The sequence below is a fragment of the Paraburkholderia polaris genome, from assembly GCF_012927345.1.
In the GTDB taxonomy this organism is placed as follows: domain Bacteria; phylum Pseudomonadota; class Gammaproteobacteria; order Burkholderiales; family Burkholderiaceae; genus Paraburkholderia; species Paraburkholderia polaris.
On sequence record NZ_JABBGJ010000011.1, the window covers coordinates 144,318 to 167,559 of the forward strand.

Consider the following 23,242-nt stretch of genomic DNA (forward strand, 5'->3'; position numbering starts at 1 on the left):
CGGGTTTTTTTCATGCTCGCCGCCGTTTCAGCGGCGCGCGAACAGGATCAGGAAATCAAGCTCACGAACAAAATTTCCCCAGCAGACTCATCTGCGCATTGCGCGAGGATTTTCCTGGCCGCCGGCGCCGATAGTGACCGTCGCTTTGCATCAGCCACGCGGACTGGTTGTCGCCGAGAAACGCCGACAGGCCTTCGGCAATCACACGCCGCTTCAAGCGACGGTTGTTGATCGGAAACGCCACTTCCACACGCCGGAAGAAGTTGCGGTCCATCCAGTCGGCGCTCGACAGATACACCTGTTCCTTGCCGTCGTCGTAGAAGTAGAAGATGCGATGATGCTCGAGGAAGCGCCCAACGATCGAACGTACCGTGATGTTCTCCGACAAGCCCGGCACACCCGGTTGCAACGAACATACGCCACGCACGATCAGATCGATCTTCACGCCGGCCTTCGATGCCTCGTACAGCTCGGCAATCACGGTGGGTTCGAGCAATGCGTTCATCTTCGCGACGATGCGCGCCTTCTTGCCGGCGCGCGCGTGCTCGGCTTCCGCGCGAATCGCTTCGACCAGTTTCGGATGCAGCGTGAACGGCGACTGCCACAACTCATGCAGCCTCAGTTCGCCGCCGATGCCGGTCAGTTGCTGGAACACGTGGTGCACGTCTTCGCAGATCTTCTGATCGGCGGTCATCAGGGCGAAATCGGTATAGAGACGCGCGGTGCGCGGATGATAGTTGCCGGTGCCCAGGTGCACGTAACGCTTGAGCGTGGTCTTGCCGCCCGACGATACACGCCGCACGATCAGCATCATCTTGGCGTGGCACTTGTGGCCCACCACGCCGTACACGACATGCGCGCCCACCGCTTCCAGCTGTGACGCCCAGTTGATATTGGTTTCTTCGTCGAAGCGCGCGAGCAGTTCGACCACCACCGTCACTTCCTTGCCGTTGCGCGCCGCTTGCATCAACGCGTCCATCAGCGGCGAGTCGGTGCCAGTGCGATAGATGGTCTGCTTGATGGCCACCACGTTCGGATCTTTAGCCGCCTGCAGCAGCAACTCGAGCACCGGCTGAAAGCTCTCGTACGGATGATGCAGCAACACGTCGCCTTGATCGATCACGTCGAACATGCTCGTGCTGTTGGCGATCTGCGGCGGAATCGCGGGGATATGCGGCACGAACTTCAGGTCGGGCCGGTCCACCATCTCCGGCAATTGCATCAGCCGCACCAGATTGACGGGGCCGTCGGCGAAATAGCAATCCTTGGCGCTCAGGCTGCTTTCGTCGAGGAGGCGCCGCACGACATGCGCGGGCGTGTCCGCCGACACTTCGAGCCGCACCGCATTGCCCAGATGCCGCGCCGGCAGTTCACCCTGCAACGCGACCCGCAGATTGGTGATTTCGTCTTCGTCGACGAACAGTTCGCTATTGCGCGTGATGCGGAACTGGTTGCAGGTGCGCACCACCAGATTCGGGAACAGCTCGCCGACAAAGCGCTGCAGCAACGAGCTCAGCAGCACGAAACCATGCGGATAGCCCGACAGATCCTGCGGCATGCGCACGAGCCGGGGCAATGCACGCGGCGCCTGCACGATGCCCATCATCGCCTGGCGGCCGAACGCATCCTTGCCTTCGAGTTCGACGACGAAGTTCAGGCTCTTGTTGAGCACGCGCGGAAACGGGTGAGCCGGATCGAGGCCGATCGGCGTGAGCACCGGCAGCAGTTCGTCGAAGAAGTAGTTGCGCGCCCATTCGGTCTGCGCTTCGTTCCACGCTTCAGTGCCGTGAAAATAGATGCCTTCTGCTTCGAGCGCGGTGAGCACCGTGTCGTGCAGCATGGCGTACTGGCGATGCACGAGCCGCTGCGCGCGCTCGACCACGAGGTCATACACATGTTGCAACGACATGCCGTCCGGCGACAACGCACCGGGGTTGTCGCGCATCTGTTCCTGCAGTCCGGCCATGCGGACTTCGAAGAACTCGTCGAGGTTGCTACTGGTGATGCAGATGAAGCGCAGGCGTTCGAGCAAAGGGACGGCAGGGTCGGCAGCTTGTGCCAACACACGCTCGTTGAAACCCAGAATGCCCAGCTCGCGATTCAATAAGGGGTAGCGGATGGACATCGGCAGCGAGAATGGAATGTCAGGAGGAGAGGCGAAAAGACGCTCGGAAATTCTCACAGTATGATGACGTTGTTATGACATTCTCGAAGTTATAAATTCTACGCCGTATTCGTTGCGTGTCGTAATTATGACGCAGTGCATATGGGACCATAGGGCACCCCCATTACTGCGAGGCGACATCGTGAGGTCCGGTACGCTTAGAATGGCGTCTTTGAACAGCGCGGCCGGCCACAAGGCGCCCAAGGCATCCGGTGGTCATCCGGCACCTTCCGCATCCAACGCCGCTGCGCTCGCGCGCATGGAGTCCGCTTACTCGATGGTCACTACTCCACAACTCCTCGCTGCCGTCGATCTCGGCTCGAACAGCTTCCGGCTGATCGTGGGCCGGGTCGAGGAAACCGACGCGGGCAGCCAGATCTATCAGGTCGACGCCTTGCGCGAGCCGGTGCGCCTTGCTGCCGGTCTGTCACGCGACAAGATGCTCGACCGCGCCTCGCAAGTGCGCGGCTGGGATGCGCTCAAGCGCTTCGGCGAGCGGCTGCGCGACTTTCATCCCGACCACGTTCGCGCCGTTGCCACCAATACGCTGCGCATCGCCAAGAATGCGGGCGAGTTCCTCGGCGAGGCGCAGGCCGCGCTCGGCTTCCCGATTGAAGTGATCGCCGGGCGTGAAGAAGCGCGTCTGATCTATGCGGGGGCAGCACACTCCGTGCCCGCGAGCGCGGGCAAGCGTCTCGTGGTGGATATCGGCGGCGGCTCGACGGAATTCATCATCGGTTCGCACTACACGCCGATCAAGATGGAGAGCCTGTATATCGGCTGCGTGAGCCATAGCCGCGCGTTCTTCCCGGCGGGCAATGTCGACGAATACACGATGCGTCAGGCCGAACTCGCCGCGGGCCGTGAAATCCAGATCATTTCTGCCGAATATAAGAAAACCGGTTGGGAACAGGCCATTGGCTCGTCCGGCACCGCACGGGCGCTCGCCGAACTGGTCGAGGCAAACGGCTTCAACGATCCGGGCGTCACGCACGGTATCTCGCGCGGCGGGCTCGAGCGCCTCAAGCGCGCGCTGATCAAGGCGGAGAACGTCAATCGTCTGAAGCTGGTCGCGCTGAAGGGCGATCGCATTCCTGTGCTGGCCGGCGGCCTGTCGATCATGATCGCGGTGTTCGACGAACTCGGCGTCGATTACGTCGATACAACAGATGGCGCGCTGCGCCTCGGCGTGCTGTACGACTTGCTGGGCCGTTCGCAGCACGAGGACATGCGCACGGTGACGGTGGAAGGCTTCATGCGCCGTTATGGCGTGGACCGCGCGCAGGCGGGGCGCATCGGTGAACTCGCGGTGCGCTTTTACGATCAGTTTGCCGAGCCGGATCAGGAGCGTCGCGTCGAGAACCGCATGTTCCTCGGCTGGGCTGCGGCCTTGCACGAAATCGGGCTGTCGATTTCCCACAGCGCGTATCACAAGCATTCGGCCTATATCGCCAGCAACGCCGACATGCCGGGTTTTTCGCGCACCGACCAGGCGCGGCTCGCCGCGCTGGTGCTCGGTCACGCAGGGAAGCTCGGCAAGCTGTCGCAAACGCGCGAAGTGGAATGGCCGCTGCTGTTCTGTCTGCGGCTTGCGGCGCTGCTATGCCGCCGGCGCGCCGATGTCGGCTTGCCGGGTATCGCGGTCGCACAGGTCAACGGCGGCTATGAGGTGCGTTTGCCGAATGAGTGGGTGGCTAACAATCCGCTGACCGATTACAGCCTGATCCAGGAGGCTGCGGAGTGGGAAAAGGTTGGCATTCCGTATCGCGTGGTCTACACGGACGATTGAGAATCATGCGTTATAAATTAAAAAGCCCGGCGGAATTTTTGCCGGGCTTTTTTAATGTACATCAGTCGTAGACTGAATCAGCCGGGTGGTTTGCGCACCGCTCAGCGCGGCGACGCGTCGCCGAGGAAGTGCCGCGCGTAACGTGCGTTGATATCCGTCAGGCGCAACAGCGTCAAAAAGTCCGCCGTGTTGAAGTCGGGGTCCCAGGCCGGCGCGCCACAAATCTTCGCACCGAGGCGCAGATAGCCTTTCACCAGCGGCGGCGGTGCGACGTCGGCGCCGGTTTGCAATTCTTCGACCGGCAGCGGCGTGTGCGGGAACGCGCGATATTCCGGCGCCGTCAGCGCGCTGTCGCGCAGCGAGCAGTAAAGATTCGCCGCGTAGTGGCCACCGTCGACCATCGCGACGCTCGCGCAGCCAAGCATCGTCTCGTAGCCGTTGTGCTTCATGTACGCGGCGAGCCCTGCCCATAGCGACATGATTACCGAGCCGCTGCGATAGTCCGGGTGCACACACGAACGGCCCACTTCGACCATTTTCGCGCGCAGGTGCGTGAGGCGCGATACGTCGAATTCGCTTTCGGCGTACAGGCGTCCGATACGGGCGGCCTGGTGCGGTGGCAGCGCGCGATAGGTGCCGACCACCTTCAGCGTGTCGAGATCGCGCACCAGCAGGTGATCGCAGTATGAATCGAACGAATCGACGTCGAGGCCGGCCGGACCCGTCAGACGTGCGCCCATTTCATCGGCGAATACACGGTAGCGCAGACGCTGGGCCTCGCGCAGTTCCTCGTCAGTGCGCGCCCACGTCACTTGCAGGCGGTGCTGGGCGGTGACCGTCTCTTCGGCGCGCGGCAAGCGACGCGTTTCGAAGATCGAAGCCAGGGGCAGGGTGGGCGTCGGCAGTTCTCGCATGGGGCGTCCTGGTCGAAAAAAGGGAGATTTCTTTTTTCGCCAATGTAGTAACGCCTGGTGACGCTCGCATGGCAAAGCCATGACGATTGGATGACTGCCCGTAAGCTGCGTGCGCGCGGCTTGTAATGTCGTGGGCCGGGCGGGGCGTGTGTTGTTTCCGCGCGACCGGCGGGACTGGCGGGCGCAACTGGACCTCTTCGATCGCCAGCCTGCGCGACCGGTTCAGTTCAACTCAGATCAAATCGGGACTCATCGCGGCGCGCAGTACGGCCTGGTCGTCGCCGTCGCGTTCGCGGCTTTCGATCCACCACAGGCCGGCTTTCTTCAGCGGCCAACTCGCTTCGCTATTGCCAAGCAGACGTGCCGCAACGTGGCCGAGCGTCGGTTGATGGCCGACGATCACGACGGTCTGTGAGATGCCTTTTGGCCAGCCGGCGGCCTTGAGCACATCGTCCGCACTGGCGTTGGGCGCGAGTTCGCGCACCACGCGATACTGGTCGCTCAAGGTTTCGGCGGTCTGGATGGTGCGCACTGCGGGGCTCGCAAGGACCACTGCGTTGTCGGGCAGGCGGGTGCGCAGCCACTTGGCAACGTTTTGCGCCTGTTTGCGGCCTCGCGTGGTCAGTGCGCGGGCGAGGTCGCTGCTGGCGAAATCTTCGGCTTCGGCGTGACGCCAGAGGATCAGATCCATGGGTGTCTCCTTGACTCTGGTTGCGGCGTAGAGAGCAGCGCCGGGTTTTCAATCACTGTCGCATGCGCGCTCGTGAGGGCGCAAGGCGGTGACTCAGGCGGAACGTCCGCATCAGTCCGCATGAGCGCGCGACGTCCAAAAAGCAAAAACCCGCGAAGCCGAAGGCGACGCGGGTTTCGTATTGCTTTTCGTGGTCGGAGCGAAAGGATTCGAACCTTCGACCCTCTGATCCCAAATCAGATGCGCTACCAGGCTGCGCTACGCTCCGACGAAGCCGAGATTCTATGTGGCATTGGGTGTCAGAGTCAACCACGAATTGCGTCGGGATGAAAAAAGGTTCTCAGACGCCGGCAGCGGGCAGAAAAAATCGCGCGTCAATGTGCGCTCGCGGCAAGCGCGAGAAGCGTAAGAAGCGCACCGTCGATGGTCAGCGCGTCGTCTCCTTCGTGCAGGGCGACGCGCCGGGTCATCCCCTCAATGCCGGCGGCGCATCCAGTGCGGCATGTTCACGTGCGGCATGTGCTGGTGTGTGATCCAGTGATGCAGCATGCCTTCGCCGTCGTGTTCGCGTCTGTAGGTTCTCGACTCAAAAATCGACAGGGCGAGCAGCACGAGCAGGCCTATTGCAAGTCCGACCAGACCTGCGATCGATTCAGCATCCATGGCAGCCTCCTATGACACGCAACTGTGCCTTTATAGTAGGTCACGCGTAACAAAATGGGAGGAGGGAGACTGCTTGCCGTGACGTCGTCGAATGCGAATTGCGGGTAGACTCTCGGCGCTTCATTGCCGTTATTGTCATTCTGTATCGAGAGTCTATGAATCGCGTTTTGTTGATTGCGTTGCTGCTGGCTGCCGGACTCGCCGGCTGTGCCAACGATCCTTCCGGGCATCATGGCGGCCCGCCGCCGAAAGATCCCGTCGATTACCACGGCGTCCCTACCGACGTCCGGCCCCCTCTCATTGCGCCCGCGCCCTGAGCACCTGCTGGGAATGAAAGCGAAGCACCGGCGCGGGCACGCCGGCGCTTCTGACCCGCGCAGACTGTTCGCGCGGACAGCGCAGGCTGAAGTTATTCTAGGGCGACGTGCACGCGTAACATGTATGCGCTTGTTTCAAGCCGTAACTGTGTGCGGCGTTGCGGAGATGAACGCATAGCGCGTAGTTCATCTGCGGCGGAGCACAACGTGCGCGTTCCTAAGATCAAAACACGCGGCGCAAACACGCCGGGCGACGAAACAAAGACTAGGCGGCCATGCCTGCCATGCCTTGTACGACGCGTGGCAAAAAGCGTGCGAGCGTTATGCCGCGCGCGGCCATGAAGATCAGCATCGCGGCCCATAAACCGTGATTGCCGTACAGCGCCAGCAAGGCCCACGAAGCCACCACGAACACCCCAAACGACACCACCATCGACGTCATCAACTCATGCGTGCGAGTGGCGCCGATGAACACGCCGTCGAGCAGAAAACCCCACACAGAGATCACCGGCAAGAGCGCGGCCCATGGCAGATAAGTCTCGGCCGTGGCGCGCACCGCGGCCTGATTGGTCAGGCCTTCGATGATCCATGAGCCCGCGCCCCAGTACACCAGCGAGAAGCCCAGCGCGCCGAGCGCGGACCATAGCGCCGTCACCTTGATGGCCTGCGCGAAAGCGTGCCGGTCGCGCGAGCCGATCGCCGCGCCAACCAGCGCTTCGGCAGCATGCGCGAAGCCGTCGAGTCCATAGGCCATGAAGGTCTGAAAATTGAGCAGCAGCGCGTTGGCGGCAAGCGTGGCGTCACCTTGCTTCGCGCCGAGATGCGCGAACCAGCCGAACGATGACAGCAGACAGAGCGTGCGCACGAAGATATCGCGATTGAGCACCACCAGACGCTTGAGCGCGGCAGCGTCGAAGAGCGCGGCGCGGTTCAGCGCAGGCAGGCCGTGCGGTCTGCCGCGCCACAACAATGCGGCGCCAAGTACGAAGCCGAGCGCGTCGGCCGTGGCTGTGGCCGCGCCGATGCCGGCCACGCCCCAATCAAATACGTACACGTACAACAGCACCGCTGCGATGTTCACGCTGTTGATAAATACTTGCGAGAGCAGCGCAAGCCGCACCTTCTGCGTACCGAGCAGCCAGCCGAGCACCACATAATTGCCGAGCGCGAGCGGTGCCGCCCAGATGCGCGCGTGGCAGTAGATCTGCGCGTGGCGCTGCACCGCGTCGCTACCGCCGATCGCGCGCAACGCATAGCCGATCAACGGCACTTGCAGCAGAAGCACCGCCGCGCCGATCGCCGCCGCCAGCAACAGCGCGCGGACGACGGTGTTGCGCAACTCGGCATGGTCGCCCGCGCCGTGCGCTTGCGCGACGAGACCCGTGGTGCCCATGCGCAGGAAGCCGAAGCCCCAGAACACGAAGTTGAAGAACAGGCCGCCGAGCGCCACGCCGCCGAGATAGGACGCGCCCTCCAGATGGCCGGCTACGGCGGTGTCGACCGCGCCGAGAATCGGCTGCGTCAGATTGGCGAGGACGATGGGGAACGCCAGCGTCAGCACCCGGCGGTGCCAACGCACAGGGACGGCGGGCGCCGTCGCGGCCGCGCTGTCCCCGAAGTGGACTTCCTCCGGGGCGCTCCCCAAGGTGACTTCGTTCGGGGCACTCCCCAACGTGACTTCCTCCGGGGCGCCCCCCAAGAGGACTTCCTTCGGGGCGCCCCCCAGGGGGACTTCCTTCGGGGCGTGCGCAGGGTCGGTCAATTACGTTCCTGCACGCACACCCAGGGCGAGACGACTACCGCCCACAGATCGGGATCGCGCGCGGCGAAATCGGCGGCGGTTTCCGCCTGCACGCGTTCGACGAGGCCGGAAGACAGCCATTGCGCGACTTGCGTGGTGTCGTCGCTGGCGATGGCCTCGGCGACGCTCACCAGATCGATGTCGCGCGCGACGCGCAGCAGGATGCCGCGCGCAAAAAAGCGTTCGAGTTCGGTCCAGCCGATTTTGGCGGTTTCGGCGAGCAGCTTGGCGTACAGCGGGCTATGAGTGGCGTCGGTGGAAGTCATCGTAAGCGGGTTCTGACGGGGCCGTTACTATAAACCATCGGCGCGGACCGCCAGGGCGGCGCGCGTTCCGGTACGCTTGAGGTTTTTCGAAAGCCATTCTGAACCTTCATGTCACTGGATTCAACGGCGCCGGCTTCGGGCGCGCAAGCTCATGTGGTGACCGACGCCACACTCACGCGCACCGACGTGGAGCGTCTCATCGCTACGAGCATGGCGGGGAATAAAGAGCCGCTCCATTTCACCGACTGCGATTTCGAAGGCGCCGATCTGTCGCGACTCGATCTGCGCGGCGCGGAATTTCATCGTTGTACGATCGTCGAGACGTCGTTTTTCGGCGCGACGCTGTCACACACGCGTTGGGTCCGTTGCCGCGGACGCGAGGCGGATTTTGCGTCGGCCGATCTGGTCGACGCCGCGTTCCAGTCGAGCGATCTGAACAACACCAGCTGGCGGCGCGCCAAGCTTGCCTCGGCGTCGTTTCACAGCTGCAAGCTGACCGGCGCCAATTTCGAGGCCTGCACGGCGCTTGGGTTGAGCTTCGTCGAAACCCTGCTGGTGGGCGCGCATTTGCGTGGCCTGTCGTTTCGCAAGGCCACGCTCCAGCAACTCGACTTCTCCGACGCCGACCTGGCCGGTGTCGATTTCCGCGAGGCGGTCTTCGATGGCGGCAGTCTGAAGGATGCCCATCTGAAAGGCGCGCGTTTCGATGGCGCGGACCTGCGCGAGGCTGACCTGAGCGGCGTGCGGCTCGTCGATGCGGCGCTTTTCAAAGGCGCGACGATTTCGCATCAGCAGGCGGCGGTGCTCGTGACCGAACTGGGTCTGCGAGTCATGTGATCGCCGTTTCCAGCTGGCCGGTTTTAGCCATTCGGCCAGCTTGAACCAAGGGATGCATGTGCTTATCATCCGATTTATCGATTCATTAGCAGAAGTCGATTTTAAACTTCGCAATTTGTCAGTTGATCTGAAGATTTTTAATATATTCGCTGTTCGCGAATATGTTGTGAAGAAATGCGACTGCCTATTCGCATCGTTCAATTTACGCTAATACATCGGTATGGTGCGTTGGCGCACTAAAGGTTCGCAATGCATAAAGCGTCCGGATTATACTGGGCGCGGTTAGCGGGGGCGGCCAAAGGGCTTTCGTCAGGCTTTTCCAATATCGTGAGGCAGGCGCTTGATTCATAAGGCATTGCGAGCGGCGTGCTGGATTTGGACTCGCTGTTTGTATGGCGTTTCGTCCGGAGCAGATAAGGGTATTTACCTCGCTTATTTCCGCCATTCTCCTTCACATAATGCGGATACCGTACGCCGTGTCACATTGCTCGCGAAATTAAGCTATTGCACTTGTAAAAGCGGGTTGTTAGATTCCGTTCTGGCGCATGGTGAACCGGTCCTTTGCCGATATGCGCCGAACCCCCGTTAGCCCGGCCTCGAGCCGGGCTTTTTTTTGCCCGGTCATTGCCGATTCAATCTAGCGTCACTGCGGATTCACACGCGGCGCCGATCATTGAAAATTACTTTTCCCTTCGCTGGTCATGACCTGGTTGATCATTTTTCTCGGCGTCTGGCCGATTGCGCTCGGTGTGCTGTTCGCCTTCGCCGCACGCATCGATCCGCGCTCCGGACGCAGGCGGCGCCGCTAGCTCGAGCGGCGCTGCGCCTTGCGTTATTGCGTGGCTACCTTTGCCTTCACTGCTTGCAGCGAATCACCATCGACCGGTTCTTGACGTTCGCTCCAAAAATCCCGCCGATTGAGCCGCCCGCAGTGGCGCCGTTGTCGACGTCCTTCGAAACGACGTCGTAGCCATAGTTGCCGCAGACTTCGCCCGCGCGCTTGTAGCACTCGGCCCAACTGGCGCTTGCGTCACTGCCGCTGCAATTGATCGCAAAGCCTGTATCGCCGCTCGGCAGGTAGGTCATGGTGGTGGTGCTGGAGCAGCCGCCGAGGCTGCCGAACGTCAGCAGGCCGAGGCCAATCGCCGCGGCCGTTGTTAAGGACGCGAGTGCGCTCTTCATTGCGAATTCCTTACAGATGACAGGGGGAGACGTGGCGCGAGGCCACGTCATGCATAAGATTGAGCGCTTTATAGTACGCCCGGTTCCCTGGAGCGCTGCAGGACGCGTGCCTGAAGCCGGGAGGCTAGCGCGCCGGCAGCGCGCGCGACGGGTCGATCGAGCGGCCCTGATAACGCAGCTCGAAGTGCAGCATGACCCGATCGGTGTCGGTGTCGCCCATTTCGGCGATTTTCTCGCCCCGGGTGACCGCCTGGCCTTCCTTCACCAACAGCGTGCGGTTGTGCGCGTAGGCAGTCAGGTACTCGGCGTTGTGTTTGATGATCAGCAGATTGCCGTAACCGCGCAAGCCGTTACCCGCATAGACCACCGTGCCGGGCGCCGCGGCGACCACCGGGGTGCCCGCTGCCGCCGAAATGTCGATGCCCTTCGAATTCGCGCCGTCGAAGCGCCGGATCACCGTGCCGTCAGCCGGCCACACCAGAGAGATCGTCGAAGTCGGTGCGGACGACGGCGCGCTATCGGCGGGAGCCGGGCGCGGCGCAGCCGAAGCGCTCGCGCTGCCTGCGCCGTTGCTGCGTATTGCACCACTTGTGGCACCACCTGCGGACACTGCATTACCCGGCGGCGTAACGCGCAGTACCTGCCCGACCTCGATGCTGTCCGGGTTGGTCAGGTTGTTCCAGCGCACGATGCTTTGCACCGACTGCCGGTTGCTGCGCGCGATCTTCGACAGCGTATCGCCCCGTTCGACGCGATAAAAGCCTGGCCCCACCGGAGCGGACCCGCAGGCTGCGAGTACCGCCAGCAACGACGCGCAAGCGAGCCGTTTCATCATTCTTGTTGTGTTAAGCATTGGACCTCGCAAAGCGCTGCCACGCGCCGATCCCGATCACGCGGCAGGTAGATGCAAAGCGTCCGATTCTAACGGTTTTGCGCTGCAGCATCCGAAAAACGGACGCAGAGGAGGGCGCGCACGGCCGGAACGCGGCGAAACGCCGCGTAACCGGCCGAGCGAAAATGTGCAGAAAAAGGGGATCAGCGCAGCTTGCCGACGTTCTCAGCACAGCTTGCCGATGTTCTCAGCGCAACGTGCTGACGTTATCAGCGCAACGTGCTGACGTTGATACGCAGCGCAGCCGTTTCGGTTTGTCCCGGTTCGAGCCAACGCAGTCCCATGCCGTTGTGGATCGCATCCGGCAGACCTAGCCATGGCTCGACGCAGTAGAAATCCGAGTCAGCGGCTTCGGTCCATGTCGTTACCGCGTACCAGGGCACCGAGCCAGGCCGTTGCAGATCGATCGTGATGAGCCGGTTCAGGCCGGGCGCGACGAGCCGCACGGGTTGATCCGGCGCACCGGCGAGACAATGGAAGCGGTCGAGAATGCGCGCCTCGTCGAGCGTGTAGCGCGCCGCGCCCGGTTCGGCCGCGCTGATCGAGCCATCCTCCTGCTGATAGCACCGCTCCGTGCGCGGCAGTTCCAACGAGGTCTCGGCGCGCTGCGTGTGCGGCAGCGTGAAATAGAAGTGATGGCCGGCGTAGTAGGGCAGCCGCGTCTTGCCGGTATTGGCGGTGCTCAGCGTGACTTCCAGCGTATGCGTATCGACGAGCCGGTACGTCGCTTCGAAACGGAAGCCGAAGGGATAGCCGCCGCGTGTCGCGTCGCTGTCGGTGAGGGTCATGCGCAAGCCGGCGCCGTGCACGTCGGCGTGAGCTTCGAAGGGCAGGTCGCGTGCAAAACCATGCATCGGCAATTCACGCACCGTGCCTTGTGCGTCACGCCAGTAGCCGATCTTGCCGTCAACACGATGCCGGCCGAGAAACGGAAACAGCAGCGGGTTGCCGCCGCGAATCCTGGCGGGCTGGCTCCAGTCGGCGTGCTCGGGCCAATGAATCACCTCTTGGTCGTCGATGATCCACGACAAGAGTCGGCCACCGGCCTGCGGCGCAAAACGGAGCACGGAGGCGTCCTGGGCGATCTCGAGAATGTCCTGTTGCGGGGAGAGGGGCATGGTCGATGGGCTGGTTGATAAAGGTTTGAATGCGGTTTGAGTGCGGCTCAGATGCGGGCTACATGCGAGCGACATGTGAGCTGAGCGTGGCTCGAACGCGGGTTGAGAACGTTCGAACGCGCCGCATGGCGACTCGCGAGAGATCGATTTTGCGCTGCTTTGCGCTACGGGGAAACCCTTCTCGGGAAATTGCGGGTGTCGGAGAAGCCCCATCCTTGCCGATAATCCGCTGACTGCCCGGTAACTTCGACGACCGGGCGAGACTGGCTCAGGAGGTGTTATGGATCTCGCAATGGCAATGGGTGTGGCACTGTTCGGCATGTTCGCGGCAAGCACCGTCTACTTTTTCTACAAGCTCGAGCGCTAATCCAGTCATCTGCTTCACTTTCTGCCGGGCCCTCAAAGCGAGCCTGGCATGAGCTTCGCGCGGTCCAGCATTGAATTCCTCATGATGGCAGGGCGGCCGCCGGCGGCGCCCCGTTACCCTTTCTGCGGCGTAACAACGGTTTCCAGTTGTGACGCAGCGCATCAATATTTCCCCGAATGCGGTTCAAACGCTTGGCGCTGACTTTGCAGCCAGGCATAATCGGTGCGCTTTTGACGCGCCGTCTATTTTCTATTGCGGCGCGCTGTTCCCCGACATTTTCCTTACAAGGACCGCCGCGTGAACCTCTCGTTTCTGATTTTCCTGAGCGTGCTGCAAGGCGTCACCGAACTGTTCCCGGTCAGCAGCCTCGGCCATACGCTGCTCGTGCCCGGATTGTTCGGTATGCACATCGACAAGCACGCGCCGCAGTTGTTGCCGTTCCTCGTCGCGTTGCACCTCGGTACGGCGTTCGCGCTGCTGTGGTACTTCCGCAAGCGTTGGTGCGAGTTGGTGCGCGGCTTCTTCGCTTCGTTCGGCGGCCGTCGCAACGATGACGCACACATGATGTGGGCGCTCATCATCGGCACGATTCCGGCGGGCCTCGTCGGCCTGATCCTCGAGAAACGCCTCGAGCGGATTTTTCACGATCTGCGCATCGTCGCCGTCGCGCTGATCGTGAACGGCGTGCTGCTGTGGTTCGGCGACCGTCTGCAACGTTCGCGCGCACATCAGGCGCCGGAGAAGCTGAGCTTCCGCCAGGCGTTCTTCGTCGGCCTCGCGCAGGTCGGTGCGTTGATTCCGGGCTTCTCGCGCAGCGGTCTGACGATGATCGCCGGCAATGCGGCCGGCCTGACGACTGAGAAGGCCGCCGAGTTCTCATTCCTGCTCGGCACGCCGATCATCTTCGCGGCCGGTGTGCTCGAATTGCCGAAACTGTTCCATGCGCCGGGTCAACTCGCCGACGCATTGCTCGGCGGCGTGCTGACCGCAATTGCCGCGTATCTCAGCGTGCGTTTCCTGATGCGCTATTTCGAAGGCCGCGGACGTCTGGCTTCGTTCGGCGTGTACTGCGTGATCGCGGGGATCGTGTTCCTCGGCTGGTTCATGCTGCATCCGCAGCCGGTCTGATTGCGCTCGATATGCCTGCTACTGTCCGCTGAGCGCTGACGTGCGGCTGGCGGATGAGAATCGATCGGTTATAATCCGGGCCCGGCTCAACTCGCCGGGCCCGTTTGTTTTGTGATGTGTTTTGCCATGCGATGGGGCGACGGGCGATCAGGGTTGCCGCGCGCCGGATCGGATTTCCACAGTCTCCGGCGCGGTCAGTTAGAATTTCGGTATCCCACGAACCCTGTGGCAGTGATACTGCCCAGGTTCCCATGCCCGATACGGGTTCTCATTGCGGGCGATGCATGTTGTACACGTTTGTGTAGCATCGCCTCACGTCAATACGGCAGTAGCTCAGCTGGATAGAGCATCGGCCTTCTAAGCCGAGGGTGGGGGGTTCGAGTCCCTCCTGCCGTACCAACTTTCCTAGTCTATTCAATAACTTACCTCTGACCACATTCGGCGGGTGAATGGGCCTATTCACAATTCACTGTGAACAGAGTGTGAACGGATTGTAGCTACATTTGCGTGTTCGCTTCTGGGCGGCTTCGGCTACGCCGGGGGATGATTGCGGTTGTAGCGCGGCCTTATCAGGTAGCGGGCCAAGTAGAAGGCGCACGCTCGAATTCATCCCAATATCCTGCCTGTCGAATGGTACTTTGAAGAATGTCTAAGCGATCCCCCTCGGGCCAGGTCCTAAGGCATTCCTCGATGTACCTGTCCACCAGCTCGCGGATAACATCGCTGGCCGAGCGTTCCTCCTGTGCCGCAATTTGTTTAAGTACTTTGATTTGCGCCTTAAGCATACGCACTTGCACTGGTTGCGTATCACGCTCAGTCTTGACGCCATTCCTAATCGCCGGCGGGGGCAGGGAGGACGCGGGCAACATGCTCACGTCTGGCTCGTTCAAAGCCCCGTCAGAATCTTCCTTGGCAAGTCGCTCAAGTTCGTTTGAGCGATCCGCTCTATTGATGCGTCCACGCATATACACCCTCCAGTTATTGGTAGTGTAGCACTGAAGCAACGGAGCAACAAATTTTAAAAATCTCTTGTTGGTAGTGTAGCTTGCTGCCATACTTCGTCCCGTTGGTAGTGAAGCTTGCTACTAACCCCATCCGGCAAAGCGGCCGGGATCGGGCGCCGATCTTTAACAACGTGGGCAGTAACCGCCGAATCCGTGACTTGTTTTAGGTTGCGTTGAGAGAGGTGGGGTAACTGCGAAAATTTCTAGATGGTTCTTTGGTGCGGTTATGAGGCGCACCAGACGGCACATTTGGACGAGGGAACATGGAGTCAAGGCAGATTGGAGCAAGAGAGTTCGCCTATTCGCGAACAGCCGCTGTTGCAGATGCACAGGGTAGGGTGCAGCGGCGCGGCGGAGGTAGCGGGAACCCTAAACGGGCGGAGCATGCGCGGCGCAAATTAGCGGAGCAGCGTCAAAAGACACAGGGCAGCACGGCCGATTGAACAATTATCGAGGTAGATCGACATGTATAAAACACTTTACATTGATGTTCCCGGAATGGACGCGAAAACGGCTCACCGGAGGATATTCGCTACGCTTATACACTTTGGTTTTATGTGCCCGGGAGTAATCGGCACTTACGTGAAGCAAAGCCGAGGTGTAGCCCGTCTCAAGATTGTGGCGCGGCACTGCGCGAGCGATCACGAAACGGCGGCACAGATGGCGCTGCGAACGTTGCCTATCGGCACACGGCTAGCAATCGATCACCGTAACCCGTTTCGGTAACTGACTTGTCCATAGTTGGGTGGATCACAACTATTAAGTTAGGACTGCATGTGAAGAAGGAAACAAATTTGCTGTTTGTATGTTTGTGCGTGTGGATCGGTAACACCGCTATGGTGTGGCATCCGGTTCACTTTGTTTAACTAGCGGTATTACCAACGGGAGCGAGTAACAATGGTCTCAGGGGAGGTCACTACGCGACGTAAGCCACGCGGGGGCGAGATGCGCACAATGAGTTTCAAAACTCGGCCTGATTTGCAGAGAGCCGTTCGAATCTGCGCCGCAGAGCAAGACCTGGATGTGAGTGAAATTATCCGCCGCGCTATCGCACAGTACTTGGAGACGAAGCACACATAGCCGGTTGCTTATAAACCGCGAACGCCTGACGCGGAATAAATTAGGCATTCTAATCATAGGAAAGAAGTTGGAAAAATCATTTTCACCGATTGTCATAAAGACAGTCTCAGAGGATCAGCGAATCGTCGAGGGTATTGCGACTACACCAACGCCAGATCGTTCAGGCGATGTTATCGAGCCTGGCGGCCTAACCTTCGCCAAAGAGGTTCCGCTTCTGCTCAATCATAACCACTCGCAACCCGTTGGGACGGTGCAGTTTGGCGAAGCCACCGCCAAGGGCTTACCTTTCAGAGCTAGGATTGTAAAGGTAGACGAGGATGGGACCGTCAAGCAACGCACAGACGAGGCTTGGCATAGCGTTAAGGCCGGTCTAATCAAAGGCGTTTCTATCGGCTTCATTCCGAGTGAAGGTAAGCCATTCCCGAACGGCGGAACCTATTACGCAAAGGCGGAAATCCACGAGCTTAGCCTTGCCAGCGTTCCTTGCAATCCCGATGCTGTCATTACCGCATTCAAATCAACTCAATTTCACTATCAAAAGGACATGACCATGATTGAACCTATTCGCATGCAAAACAAGACGTTCATCCGTGCAGCTATCGCCAAGGCAGCGGACGGACACAACGCTGCGGCATACGCTGCTAATCGCTGGGGCGAACATTCTACGGAAGCAACCTACATCAAGGCGGCCGTAAATCCTATGGCGGCGGGCGCTGATGCAACGGGAGTGCTAACGGCCGGAAAGCTTAGCCGCTCAGAATTCGTACAAGCTGTCTTTAGCCGGTCTATCCTAGGCCAGATGCAGGGGTTGGTGCAGGTGCCAGCTATCACGCGGATTAACGTGGAGGCGTCGCCCGTAGCCGGTGCGTTCTTTGGAGAAGGGGCGGGTATGCCCTTGGCCCAAGGCGATATCGGTGTTTATCTGTCGGATAAGCGAAAAGCTGGTGTGTTCACCGTAGTCTCGCAGGATTTGATTCGAGCGACCGATGATACTGCGGAGGCGACCCTCACCGGCATCCTTGTGCGAGCCCTCAGCCGTGCCATCGACAACGCATTCGTCGGTACTCAAGCTCGTGACGAAGTATCCCCGGAAGGTCTCGGGGCGGTAGCTACTCACGCTACCGGTTTTAGTGCAGGTGTTGAAGTGTTCGCCGGGGACATTACCCAAGCTTGCGTGCTTGTGAACCCGCTTACCGCAATTTCGCTGCGCAGCCCCACGGAGAATCAAATTACGGCACGCGGTGGATTCTATAGCGGAATGCCCGCGATTTGCTCGTATGCCGTGTCGCCGGGAAAGCTGTTCATCACCGATGCGACCCGCGTACTCGCCTACATCGGCGATTCGGTAGTCGACGCTCTGGAACACGCAGACGTTTACGGTCTCTCAGGCGTAGCACCCAACATTCCAGTGAACATGTTTCAGACGTCCCAGGTTGCTCTTACTGCGCAACAGTATATCGACTGGCAATTCGTTCCGGGAGCTGCGGTGGAAGTCGCACTTTCGGCCTAATGTGATCCCCAGGCGGGTGAATCCGCCTGACTAAAAATAAGGAATACTATGAAAATGAAGTTTGACTTTGAGAGCGTCCTCGCTGGTAAGGACGAGAGCGGGCTTGCGGACCTTATCGCCGAGGCGGACCGTGATAACGCAACCGCACGTTTGGTTATCGCCCGCAACGACACCATTAAAGCGATGGCACAGCATAGGCTTATCGCCTTGCAATTGCAGCAGGCGGAGCGCGAGTGACACGCGCCGAGCGTAACCGGGGCCTCCCGCGAGGCATCCGGCTCATTAGCGGAGAGTATGAAGTCCGGGGGACTAAGGTGGTCCCCGGACAGTCTGTACGGAGAGCGGACGGCTCGTACGGTCCGGTTTTGAAACGGGTAACGCTTGGCCGCGTTTCGTCACTTGCCGCAGCTATCCGCCTCCGGGCGGACTTCGTCCAGGCACAGGGGGGGCACAATGTCCAATAACCGGGCGCGTGTTGTTCGCATGGCGGAAGCTATGGGCATACTGACCCGCAGGCGGGGTCTTAACGGTCAAACGTTCGCAAGGCCAACCGCCGAGATTCGTATTGGCGTACTGGAGGCATTGTACGGACGGGCGCAAGGGATGATCCGGTGCGTGTCTATTGACGAGCTAGACGCGCGGCTTGAGCGCGCTATAAAGGTGCGCAAGGGTATCTATGGCTATAGCCTGAGAATGGCTCAACACCATCTTTGCGCTGGTAATAACGCGCGGGACGAGGCTAACCGCCTTTGGTTGCTCCCGAGCAGGCCGTACAGGCGGGTTATGGCGGCGCTTGCAGACGCGAGAGAACACCTCGCGGAGGCCGCTAAGTTTCAGATCCAGCATGAGGCCTCCCGGTAATGTCCGCCGGCTTGCAAATTTGGAACGCGTCCGGGGGCTTGCTCCTGGACACTTCCGACAGAATTGGCCGCATCAAGGGTGCTGTGCAGATCAAGGGGCAAGCGGGAAGTATGGCGTGTGACCTGTCGGATGGCGTCCCGTTCTGGTCCTTTCAACCTGACTTCTTATTCGCGCATACGTCCCAACAAACCCCGCCTCCGATCATTTCGATATCGTCAAACGGGGTTTCCTGGGTCTACAGCAGTAGCGCGGGGCTTAATTACGCCGTTCCTATTGCCGGTTGGCTATTCTACGGTGTCTTTTGAAGGTATCAATCATGGTCTATAACTAAGGAGTGCTATGTCATCAAATAACGAAGTAAAGACAAAGTTTACAGCGGACTCCTCCGGCTTTACCGCTGCGGTAGATAAAGCTAATCAACGCATTTCCGCCTATGCTGCTAGCACGGGCCGCGCGAGGGAAGTGCTGGAGAATTTCCAAGGGGCGCTGGAGGAGTCAGGCGCTGCGACTAGCAAGCAAGTCCAGCAAATCGCCCAAGCCGTTATGCAGATGGACAAAATGGCGACCACTGCGGGTAAGACCCGCGCGGAGTTAGCCTCAATGAAGGCGGAGAGCCTGGGTATTTCCTCCGCAATGAAAAGCTACATTAGCGACATTGACGCGGCTACGAGCCACACTCATAGCTTTAGTCTCGCTAACGCCAGCGCGCAACGTGAGTTGCTAGTGTTGGCTCATGAGTTGTCACAGGGCAACTTTAAGAAGTTTGGCGGGTCGCTTATGGTACTGGCTAACCAGGCCAACGCTATGAGCCTTATTCTCAACCCGGTAGCTTTGGGTATCGGTGCGGTTGTCGGGACAGCGGCGCTCTCAGCGGAGGTTGTCCATAAGGCAGCGGAGCAAATGGAGACGTACGCGGATACCGTACAAAAGCTCTCCCAACAAACCGGGCAGAGTACCAAGCAAATTCAAGAGTGGTCATACGCCACTCAATCCGTGGGCTTGGATGCTAAGGATTCCGCCAAAGCTATTGAGGCGTTAGGGGACGCACAGAATAAGGCCGTAGCCGGAAATAAAAATGCGGTCAACGCGTTTAACGCCCTCGGTATCAGTATGCAACAGGTTAAGGCGGAATCCCCGCATGATATGTTGCTAGACGTAGCAAACGCTTTCCAGCAATCGGAGGATAGTGCAGCTAAAGCGGCTGTTGCCCATGAGTTGTTTGGCGAGGCCGGAGAGAAGCTAATCCCGCTGTTGGACAAGGGTAGCGCTGGTATCTCGGAGTACGCAGACCGGGCTAACCAACTTGGCGGCATTCTCTCAGATAACACTATCAAACAGCTAGCCTCAATGAAGGAACACACGGAGGAGGCGCACGCGGAATGGGAAGCAATGACCATGCACGCCAAGGCGCAACTCCTCCCGGCTATCTCCGCCATTACGAGCGCGTTTAGTGACAATGCCTCTATGGGGCCGATCATTGACGACTTCTACGCTGGCGTGGTTGACGTGTTCCGAGGTGTAACCACTGCTGCGGCTACGGTAGTTACGGGCCTCCAGCAAACCGGGTCCGCTCTCAACATGATTAGTCACATGGCTAACGACCTCGGTAAGGGGAGCTGGTCCGCCGTGGTGGAGGACGCAAAAAGGGGCTATGCTGAGATTAAGCAAGAGGGCGAGACTTACGCGGCTTTTACTAAAAAGCTGTGGGCCGATCAAAGCTCTATGCAGGTTCCAAAGTTGGGAGCGACAGGCCATAAGCAAATCCAGTATGCCAAAGGTGAGAAAACACCTAAGGGTAATGAGAATGAGCTTAACGGCCAAATTGCTGAGCTTAGTACACAACTCAAGGGCATTGACGACAGCCGCAAGGAACACCTTGATAGCCTCAAATCTGACTTTGATAAGGGCCTCCTAGATTACCGGGATTACTACGCCAAGGTTATCGCAACAAACGAGGACTACTACAAGCAAGAGGAGGCGATACAGGAAAAGCGTATCGAGCTTGCCAAGCAAAAGAGAAACATTGCGGCGGCTCAGAGCGCACAGCAAGAGCTTAACCGTATCGAGCATGAGCGTGTGCTTGCGGCTCAAAAAGCGTCTGCCGATTTGGGTAAGGAGTGGCAAAAACGCGCGGAGGCAACGGCCAAGTATGCAGACCAAGAGCAAGCGGCTACCCGCGCCCTCATGCAAAGCTACGCGGACGGTAACGCCCAACGTTTCATGACACCTCAGAAAAGGACCGATTACACGGGCCAGCTTAAGCTACTCAATTCTTACTATCAGGACGTTGACAAGCTGAGAGAGCAATTCGACTCAAAGCAAATTGACCAACAATCCTACGATGATAGAACGCAGATTGCGGCTCAAGCGTACTCGGATCGGCTGACGCTGTACAAGCAACACTTAACGGACGAGCAAGCTATCCGAGAGAGCTATGACGCTCAAATGAAGCTGGCAATCGTAGGTATCGCCAGCGCTGGAAAGACCAACGCGCAATACGTTGGTGAGGCATTTACCTCCGTGTGGGGCAGTATGTCTAACGCGCTCGATCAATTTGTGACTACGGGTAAGCTCAACTTTAGTCAGTTCGCTACGAGTGTCTTGGACGACATGGCTAAGATTGCGCTCCACGCGGCGGAAATGCAAATTTTCCAAAGCGCAACGAGCGGGCTGTCTATGTTCTCTGGCGGCGGCTCTGTTGGTCACTACGCGGACGGTGGTTCTATCAGCGGGCCGGGAACGGGACGCAGCGATAGCATCCCGGCAATGCTCTCTAACGGGGAGTTTGTGGTTAATGCCTCGGCGGCTAACCAACACCGTAGTTTGCTTGAGTCTATCAACTCCGGACAGGCCGCGCACTTTGCCTCCGGTGGTGCGGTTGGCGATGCCCCGGCTAGCTCCTCCTCGTCCTCGTCTAGTGGCGGTAGCCCGGTTAGCGTCACCGTCCATAACAACGGAGGCGGCGGTTTGACTGAGCAAGACGCTAAAGACATGCACGCGCTTATTAAGGCGTTCGTAGATAAGCGTATGGACCAACGCATGAGAGGCCAGGGTGGATATAGCTATCAAATGAAATATAACCAGATTTAGGCCAGCTAAGGCGGGCTAACCGGCCCGTCAAGCAATCTTGCTATTAAGGATAACGTATGAATGAAAATAACGTAACTAACACGATGGAACGTGAAGTAGCTCTTACCCGTGAGCTCTCGCCACTTATTGCCAAGCTGTACGAGTTGGACCCGGCTAAGGCTAGTGCTGATTCGATCGCGATCATTAAGACGCTGCAGGCGGCGGGCTAACTATGGGCCGAAAGAGCAAAAGCGACCGCATTAACGAGGTGCTACGGCTAAACCCCGCTTTGCGTCGGGATGATCCTAGGTTGGGCGAGTTGTTCAACGCTGAGGATATTCTACGCAAGGCCCAATTAGTAGCAAAGAAAGCCGCCATTACCGCCACTACGGCTAACGGAGGCAGTAAGCGTAGCCCTGAGTACGTAGCCTTGGATTCTGCTACTACTGCGGTTAGACGCCTCCGTAATGATTTGGGTATTGATCGGCTTGCGCTTAGGCGTAGCGAGGTCGCCGGAGTCAAGATTAAACGTCATCCTAACTCGGCCCACATTCTGGCCGTATGGGAAAGCGACCCTACCGGAGTGTTGGCTATGCTGGACCTGATTCCTGGCTATGCCGCTGCGTCTATGGCACATGGTCTGACCGAGGCGGATGTACCCGGTGTGTCGCGGGAGGCATTCCTAGCCAAGCTGGAGGAGCAACGGGAGCTAATCCCCGCAATCCGAGAGCGTATCACCCAGTAAAGGAGGGCCTACGGGCCTCTCCAACCGCTGAGGCTAACTTGCCCTTGGGTGAGCGGGCCGGAGCCGCTGGTGAGCCTGTACGTGGGCCGAGTGCTACGGTGCACTAAAGGTGCAGAAAAGTACACGCACTAATTTCAGAGTACTTATGTTATCCACAGGTTATTAACAGCAATTGTGGATAACTTCCGTCTTTGCCGTGTCTTTGGTAGGCCGAAAAAGTTTATTTTGATAGTTGGCGTTAAAACGAATGGAACCTGTCGGCGCTGAGCCGATGACCTCCGCAATTTTTCATACCCCCCCCGCCTGTTGACGGCTATCGGAATCCCTATGGCTGACCCACTGAGAGGGCTGCTGTGCGGTCGGTCGAGGTCGCCTAATACCTGAGGGTGGGACGGATTGATAACGGCTCCACAGGGATATATTTAGGAATACATATGAATGAATGTGCCAAGCATCCACATTGGAAACCTGAGGGTATGGAGTGGCGTTGCCCATTCTGTACTACACCACGGACGAGACCGCTAACGACAAAGCAGCGGGCCAGATTGGCGGCTACCAATGCGCCACGTATTGATGACCTTAGCGGCCACGCTTGGGGAAAGATACGGGACCGTATTCGTGAGCGTGATCAATGGACTTGTCGTATGTGCAAGCGCGCGGATTTGCGAGGTGTTGTGGACCACATTAAGCCACTGGAGCAGGGCGGGTCTAACGATGATGCCAACCTGCAATATCTGTGTAACCCGTGCCATCTGGATAAGACCAATAGAGACCGAGGCTTTAGGGTTAAACGTGCTTTCGGACCGGATGGTATGCCGTTGGATGGTAGCTGGTAGCGCGTCTC

General features: G+C 59.2%; 20 protein-coding genes and 2 tRNA genes. 11 read left to right on the forward strand and 11 right to left on the reverse strand.

What is annotated here, in order from left to right:
• Window positions 1-61 precede the first annotated feature (61 nt).
• Window positions 62-2,125: a polyphosphate kinase 1 gene (gene ppk1 / locus HHL24_RS12445; protein WP_169485762.1), complete on the reverse strand. Its 2,064-nt coding sequence runs from the start codon at window positions 2,123-2,125 to the stop codon at window positions 62-64.
• Between the two features lie 202 nt (window positions 2,126-2,327).
• Between ppk1 and ppx the strand changes: the two genes are divergently transcribed.
• A complete protein-coding gene (gene ppx, locus HHL24_RS12450) occupies window positions 2,328-3,953 on the forward strand; it encodes an exopolyphosphatase (protein ID WP_169485763.1) in 1,626 nt (541 codons plus the stop codon).
• 101 nt (window positions 3,954-4,054) lie between these two features.
• Here ppx and HHL24_RS12455 read toward each other — a convergent pair whose 3' ends face one another.
• The 4 genes from HHL24_RS12455 to HHL24_RS12470 all read right to left on the reverse strand — a co-directional run bounded on the left by HHL24_RS12455 (window position 4,055) and on the right by HHL24_RS12470 (window position 6,221).
• Window positions 4,055-4,867, reverse strand: a complete 813-nt coding sequence (locus HHL24_RS12455; protein ID WP_169485764.1) for a GNAT family N-acetyltransferase — start codon at window positions 4,865-4,867, stop codon at window positions 4,055-4,057.
• 232 nt (window positions 4,868-5,099) lie between these two features.
• Window positions 5,100-5,558 (reverse strand): SixA phosphatase family protein, encoded by a 459-nt coding sequence (locus HHL24_RS12460; protein ID WP_169485765.1) that lies wholly within the window; start codon window positions 5,556-5,558, stop codon window positions 5,100-5,102.
• A 191-nt stretch (window positions 5,559-5,749) separates the two neighbouring features.
• Window positions 5,750-5,826, reverse strand: a tRNA-Pro gene (locus HHL24_RS12465).
• Window positions 5,827-6,032: 206 nt separating this feature from the next.
• Window positions 6,033-6,221 (reverse strand): hypothetical protein, encoded by a 189-nt coding sequence (locus tag HHL24_RS12470; RefSeq protein ID WP_169485766.1) that lies wholly within the window; start codon window positions 6,219-6,221, stop codon window positions 6,033-6,035.
• A 155-nt stretch (window positions 6,222-6,376) separates the two neighbouring features.
• Between HHL24_RS12470 and HHL24_RS12475 the strand changes: the two genes are divergently transcribed.
• Window positions 6,377-6,538 carry a hypothetical protein gene (locus HHL24_RS12475; protein ID WP_169485767.1) on the forward strand — a complete coding sequence of 54 codons (162 nt, stop codon included), beginning with the start codon at window positions 6,377-6,379 and terminating at the stop codon, window positions 6,536-6,538.
• 265 nt (window positions 6,539-6,803) lie between these two features.
• On the opposite strand, the gene HHL24_RS12480 is transcribed toward HHL24_RS12475, so the two are convergent.
• Entirely contained in the window at window positions 6,804-8,183 is a 1,380-nt protein-coding gene (locus HHL24_RS12480) for an MATE family efflux transporter (protein WP_169485814.1), read from the reverse strand.
• A gap of 113 nt (window positions 8,184-8,296) precedes the next feature.
• A complete protein-coding gene (locus tag HHL24_RS12485) occupies window positions 8,297-8,605 on the reverse strand; it encodes a DUF2288 domain-containing protein (protein WP_169485768.1) in 309 nt (102 codons plus the stop codon).
• A 108-nt stretch (window positions 8,606-8,713) separates the two neighbouring features.
• Here HHL24_RS12485 and HHL24_RS12490 point away from each other — a divergent pair, with 108 nt between their 5' ends.
• Window positions 8,714-9,442, forward strand: a complete 729-nt coding sequence (locus tag HHL24_RS12490) for a pentapeptide repeat-containing protein (protein WP_169485769.1) — start codon at window positions 8,714-8,716, stop codon at window positions 9,440-9,442.
• Between the two features lie 855 nt (window positions 9,443-10,297).
• Here the strand turns inward: HHL24_RS12490 and HHL24_RS12495 are convergent.
• The 3 genes from HHL24_RS12495 to HHL24_RS12505 form a co-directional block, all read right to left on the reverse strand.
• Window positions 10,298-10,624, reverse strand: coding sequence for a hypothetical protein (locus HHL24_RS12495; RefSeq protein ID WP_169485770.1), 327 nt, complete (start codon window positions 10,622-10,624; stop codon window positions 10,298-10,300).
• Window positions 10,625-10,748: 124 nt separating this feature from the next.
• A complete protein-coding gene (locus HHL24_RS12500; RefSeq protein WP_169485771.1) occupies window positions 10,749-11,477 on the reverse strand; it encodes a peptidoglycan DD-metalloendopeptidase family protein in 729 nt (242 codons plus the stop codon).
• A gap of 248 nt (window positions 11,478-11,725) precedes the next feature.
• Window positions 11,726-12,634, reverse strand: coding sequence for an aldose epimerase family protein (locus tag HHL24_RS12505; protein WP_169485772.1), 909 nt, complete (start codon window positions 12,632-12,634; stop codon window positions 11,726-11,728).
• A 664-nt stretch (window positions 12,635-13,298) separates the two neighbouring features.
• Between HHL24_RS12505 and HHL24_RS12510 the strand changes: the two genes are divergently transcribed.
• Window positions 13,299-14,129 carry an undecaprenyl-diphosphate phosphatase gene (locus tag HHL24_RS12510; protein WP_169485773.1) on the forward strand — a complete coding sequence of 277 codons (831 nt, stop codon included), beginning with the start codon at window positions 13,299-13,301 and terminating at the stop codon, window positions 14,127-14,129.
• Between the two features lie 322 nt (window positions 14,130-14,451).
• A tRNA-Arg gene (locus tag HHL24_RS12515) sits at window positions 14,452-14,528 on the forward strand.
• A gap of 170 nt (window positions 14,529-14,698) precedes the next feature.
• On the opposite strand, the gene HHL24_RS12520 is transcribed toward HHL24_RS12515, so the two are convergent.
• On the reverse strand, window positions 14,699-15,184 hold the full coding sequence (locus HHL24_RS12520) for a ribbon-helix-helix protein, CopG family (protein ID WP_169485774.1): 486 nt from the start codon (window positions 15,182-15,184) through the stop codon (window positions 14,699-14,701).
• Between the two features lie 903 nt (window positions 15,185-16,087).
• Between HHL24_RS12520 and HHL24_RS45035 the strand changes: the two genes are divergently transcribed.
• The 6 genes from HHL24_RS45035 (at window position 16,088) to HHL24_RS43925 (ending at window position 23,234) form a co-directional block, all read left to right on the forward strand.
• Entirely contained in the window at window positions 16,088-16,213 is a 126-nt protein-coding gene (locus tag HHL24_RS45035) for a ribbon-helix-helix protein, CopG family (RefSeq protein ID WP_169485775.1), read from the forward strand.
• A complete protein-coding gene (locus HHL24_RS12530; protein WP_329606625.1) occupies window positions 16,161-17,723 on the forward strand; it encodes an HK97 family phage prohead protease in 1,563 nt (520 codons plus the stop codon). Before HHL24_RS45035 ends, HHL24_RS12530 begins: the two co-directional genes overlap by 53 nt.
• Before the next feature lie 48 nt (window positions 17,724-17,771).
• A complete protein-coding gene (locus HHL24_RS12535; protein WP_169485777.1) occupies window positions 17,772-17,960 on the forward strand; it encodes a hypothetical protein in 189 nt (62 codons plus the stop codon).
• A gap of 963 nt (window positions 17,961-18,923) precedes the next feature.
• On the forward strand, window positions 18,924-21,674 hold the full coding sequence (locus HHL24_RS12540) for a phage tail tape measure C-terminal domain-containing protein (protein WP_169485778.1): 2,751 nt from the start codon (window positions 18,924-18,926) through the stop codon (window positions 21,672-21,674).
• Between the two features lie 56 nt (window positions 21,675-21,730).
• Complete coding sequence (locus tag HHL24_RS12545) at window positions 21,731-21,883, forward strand: hypothetical protein (RefSeq protein ID WP_169485779.1); 153 nt, start codon at window positions 21,731-21,733, stop codon at window positions 21,881-21,883.
• A gap of 1,159 nt (window positions 21,884-23,042) precedes the next feature.
• A complete protein-coding gene (locus HHL24_RS43925) occupies window positions 23,043-23,234 on the forward strand; it encodes an HNH endonuclease (RefSeq protein WP_230417423.1) in 192 nt (63 codons plus the stop codon).
• The last annotated feature ends 8 nt before the right edge of the window (window positions 23,235-23,242 follow it).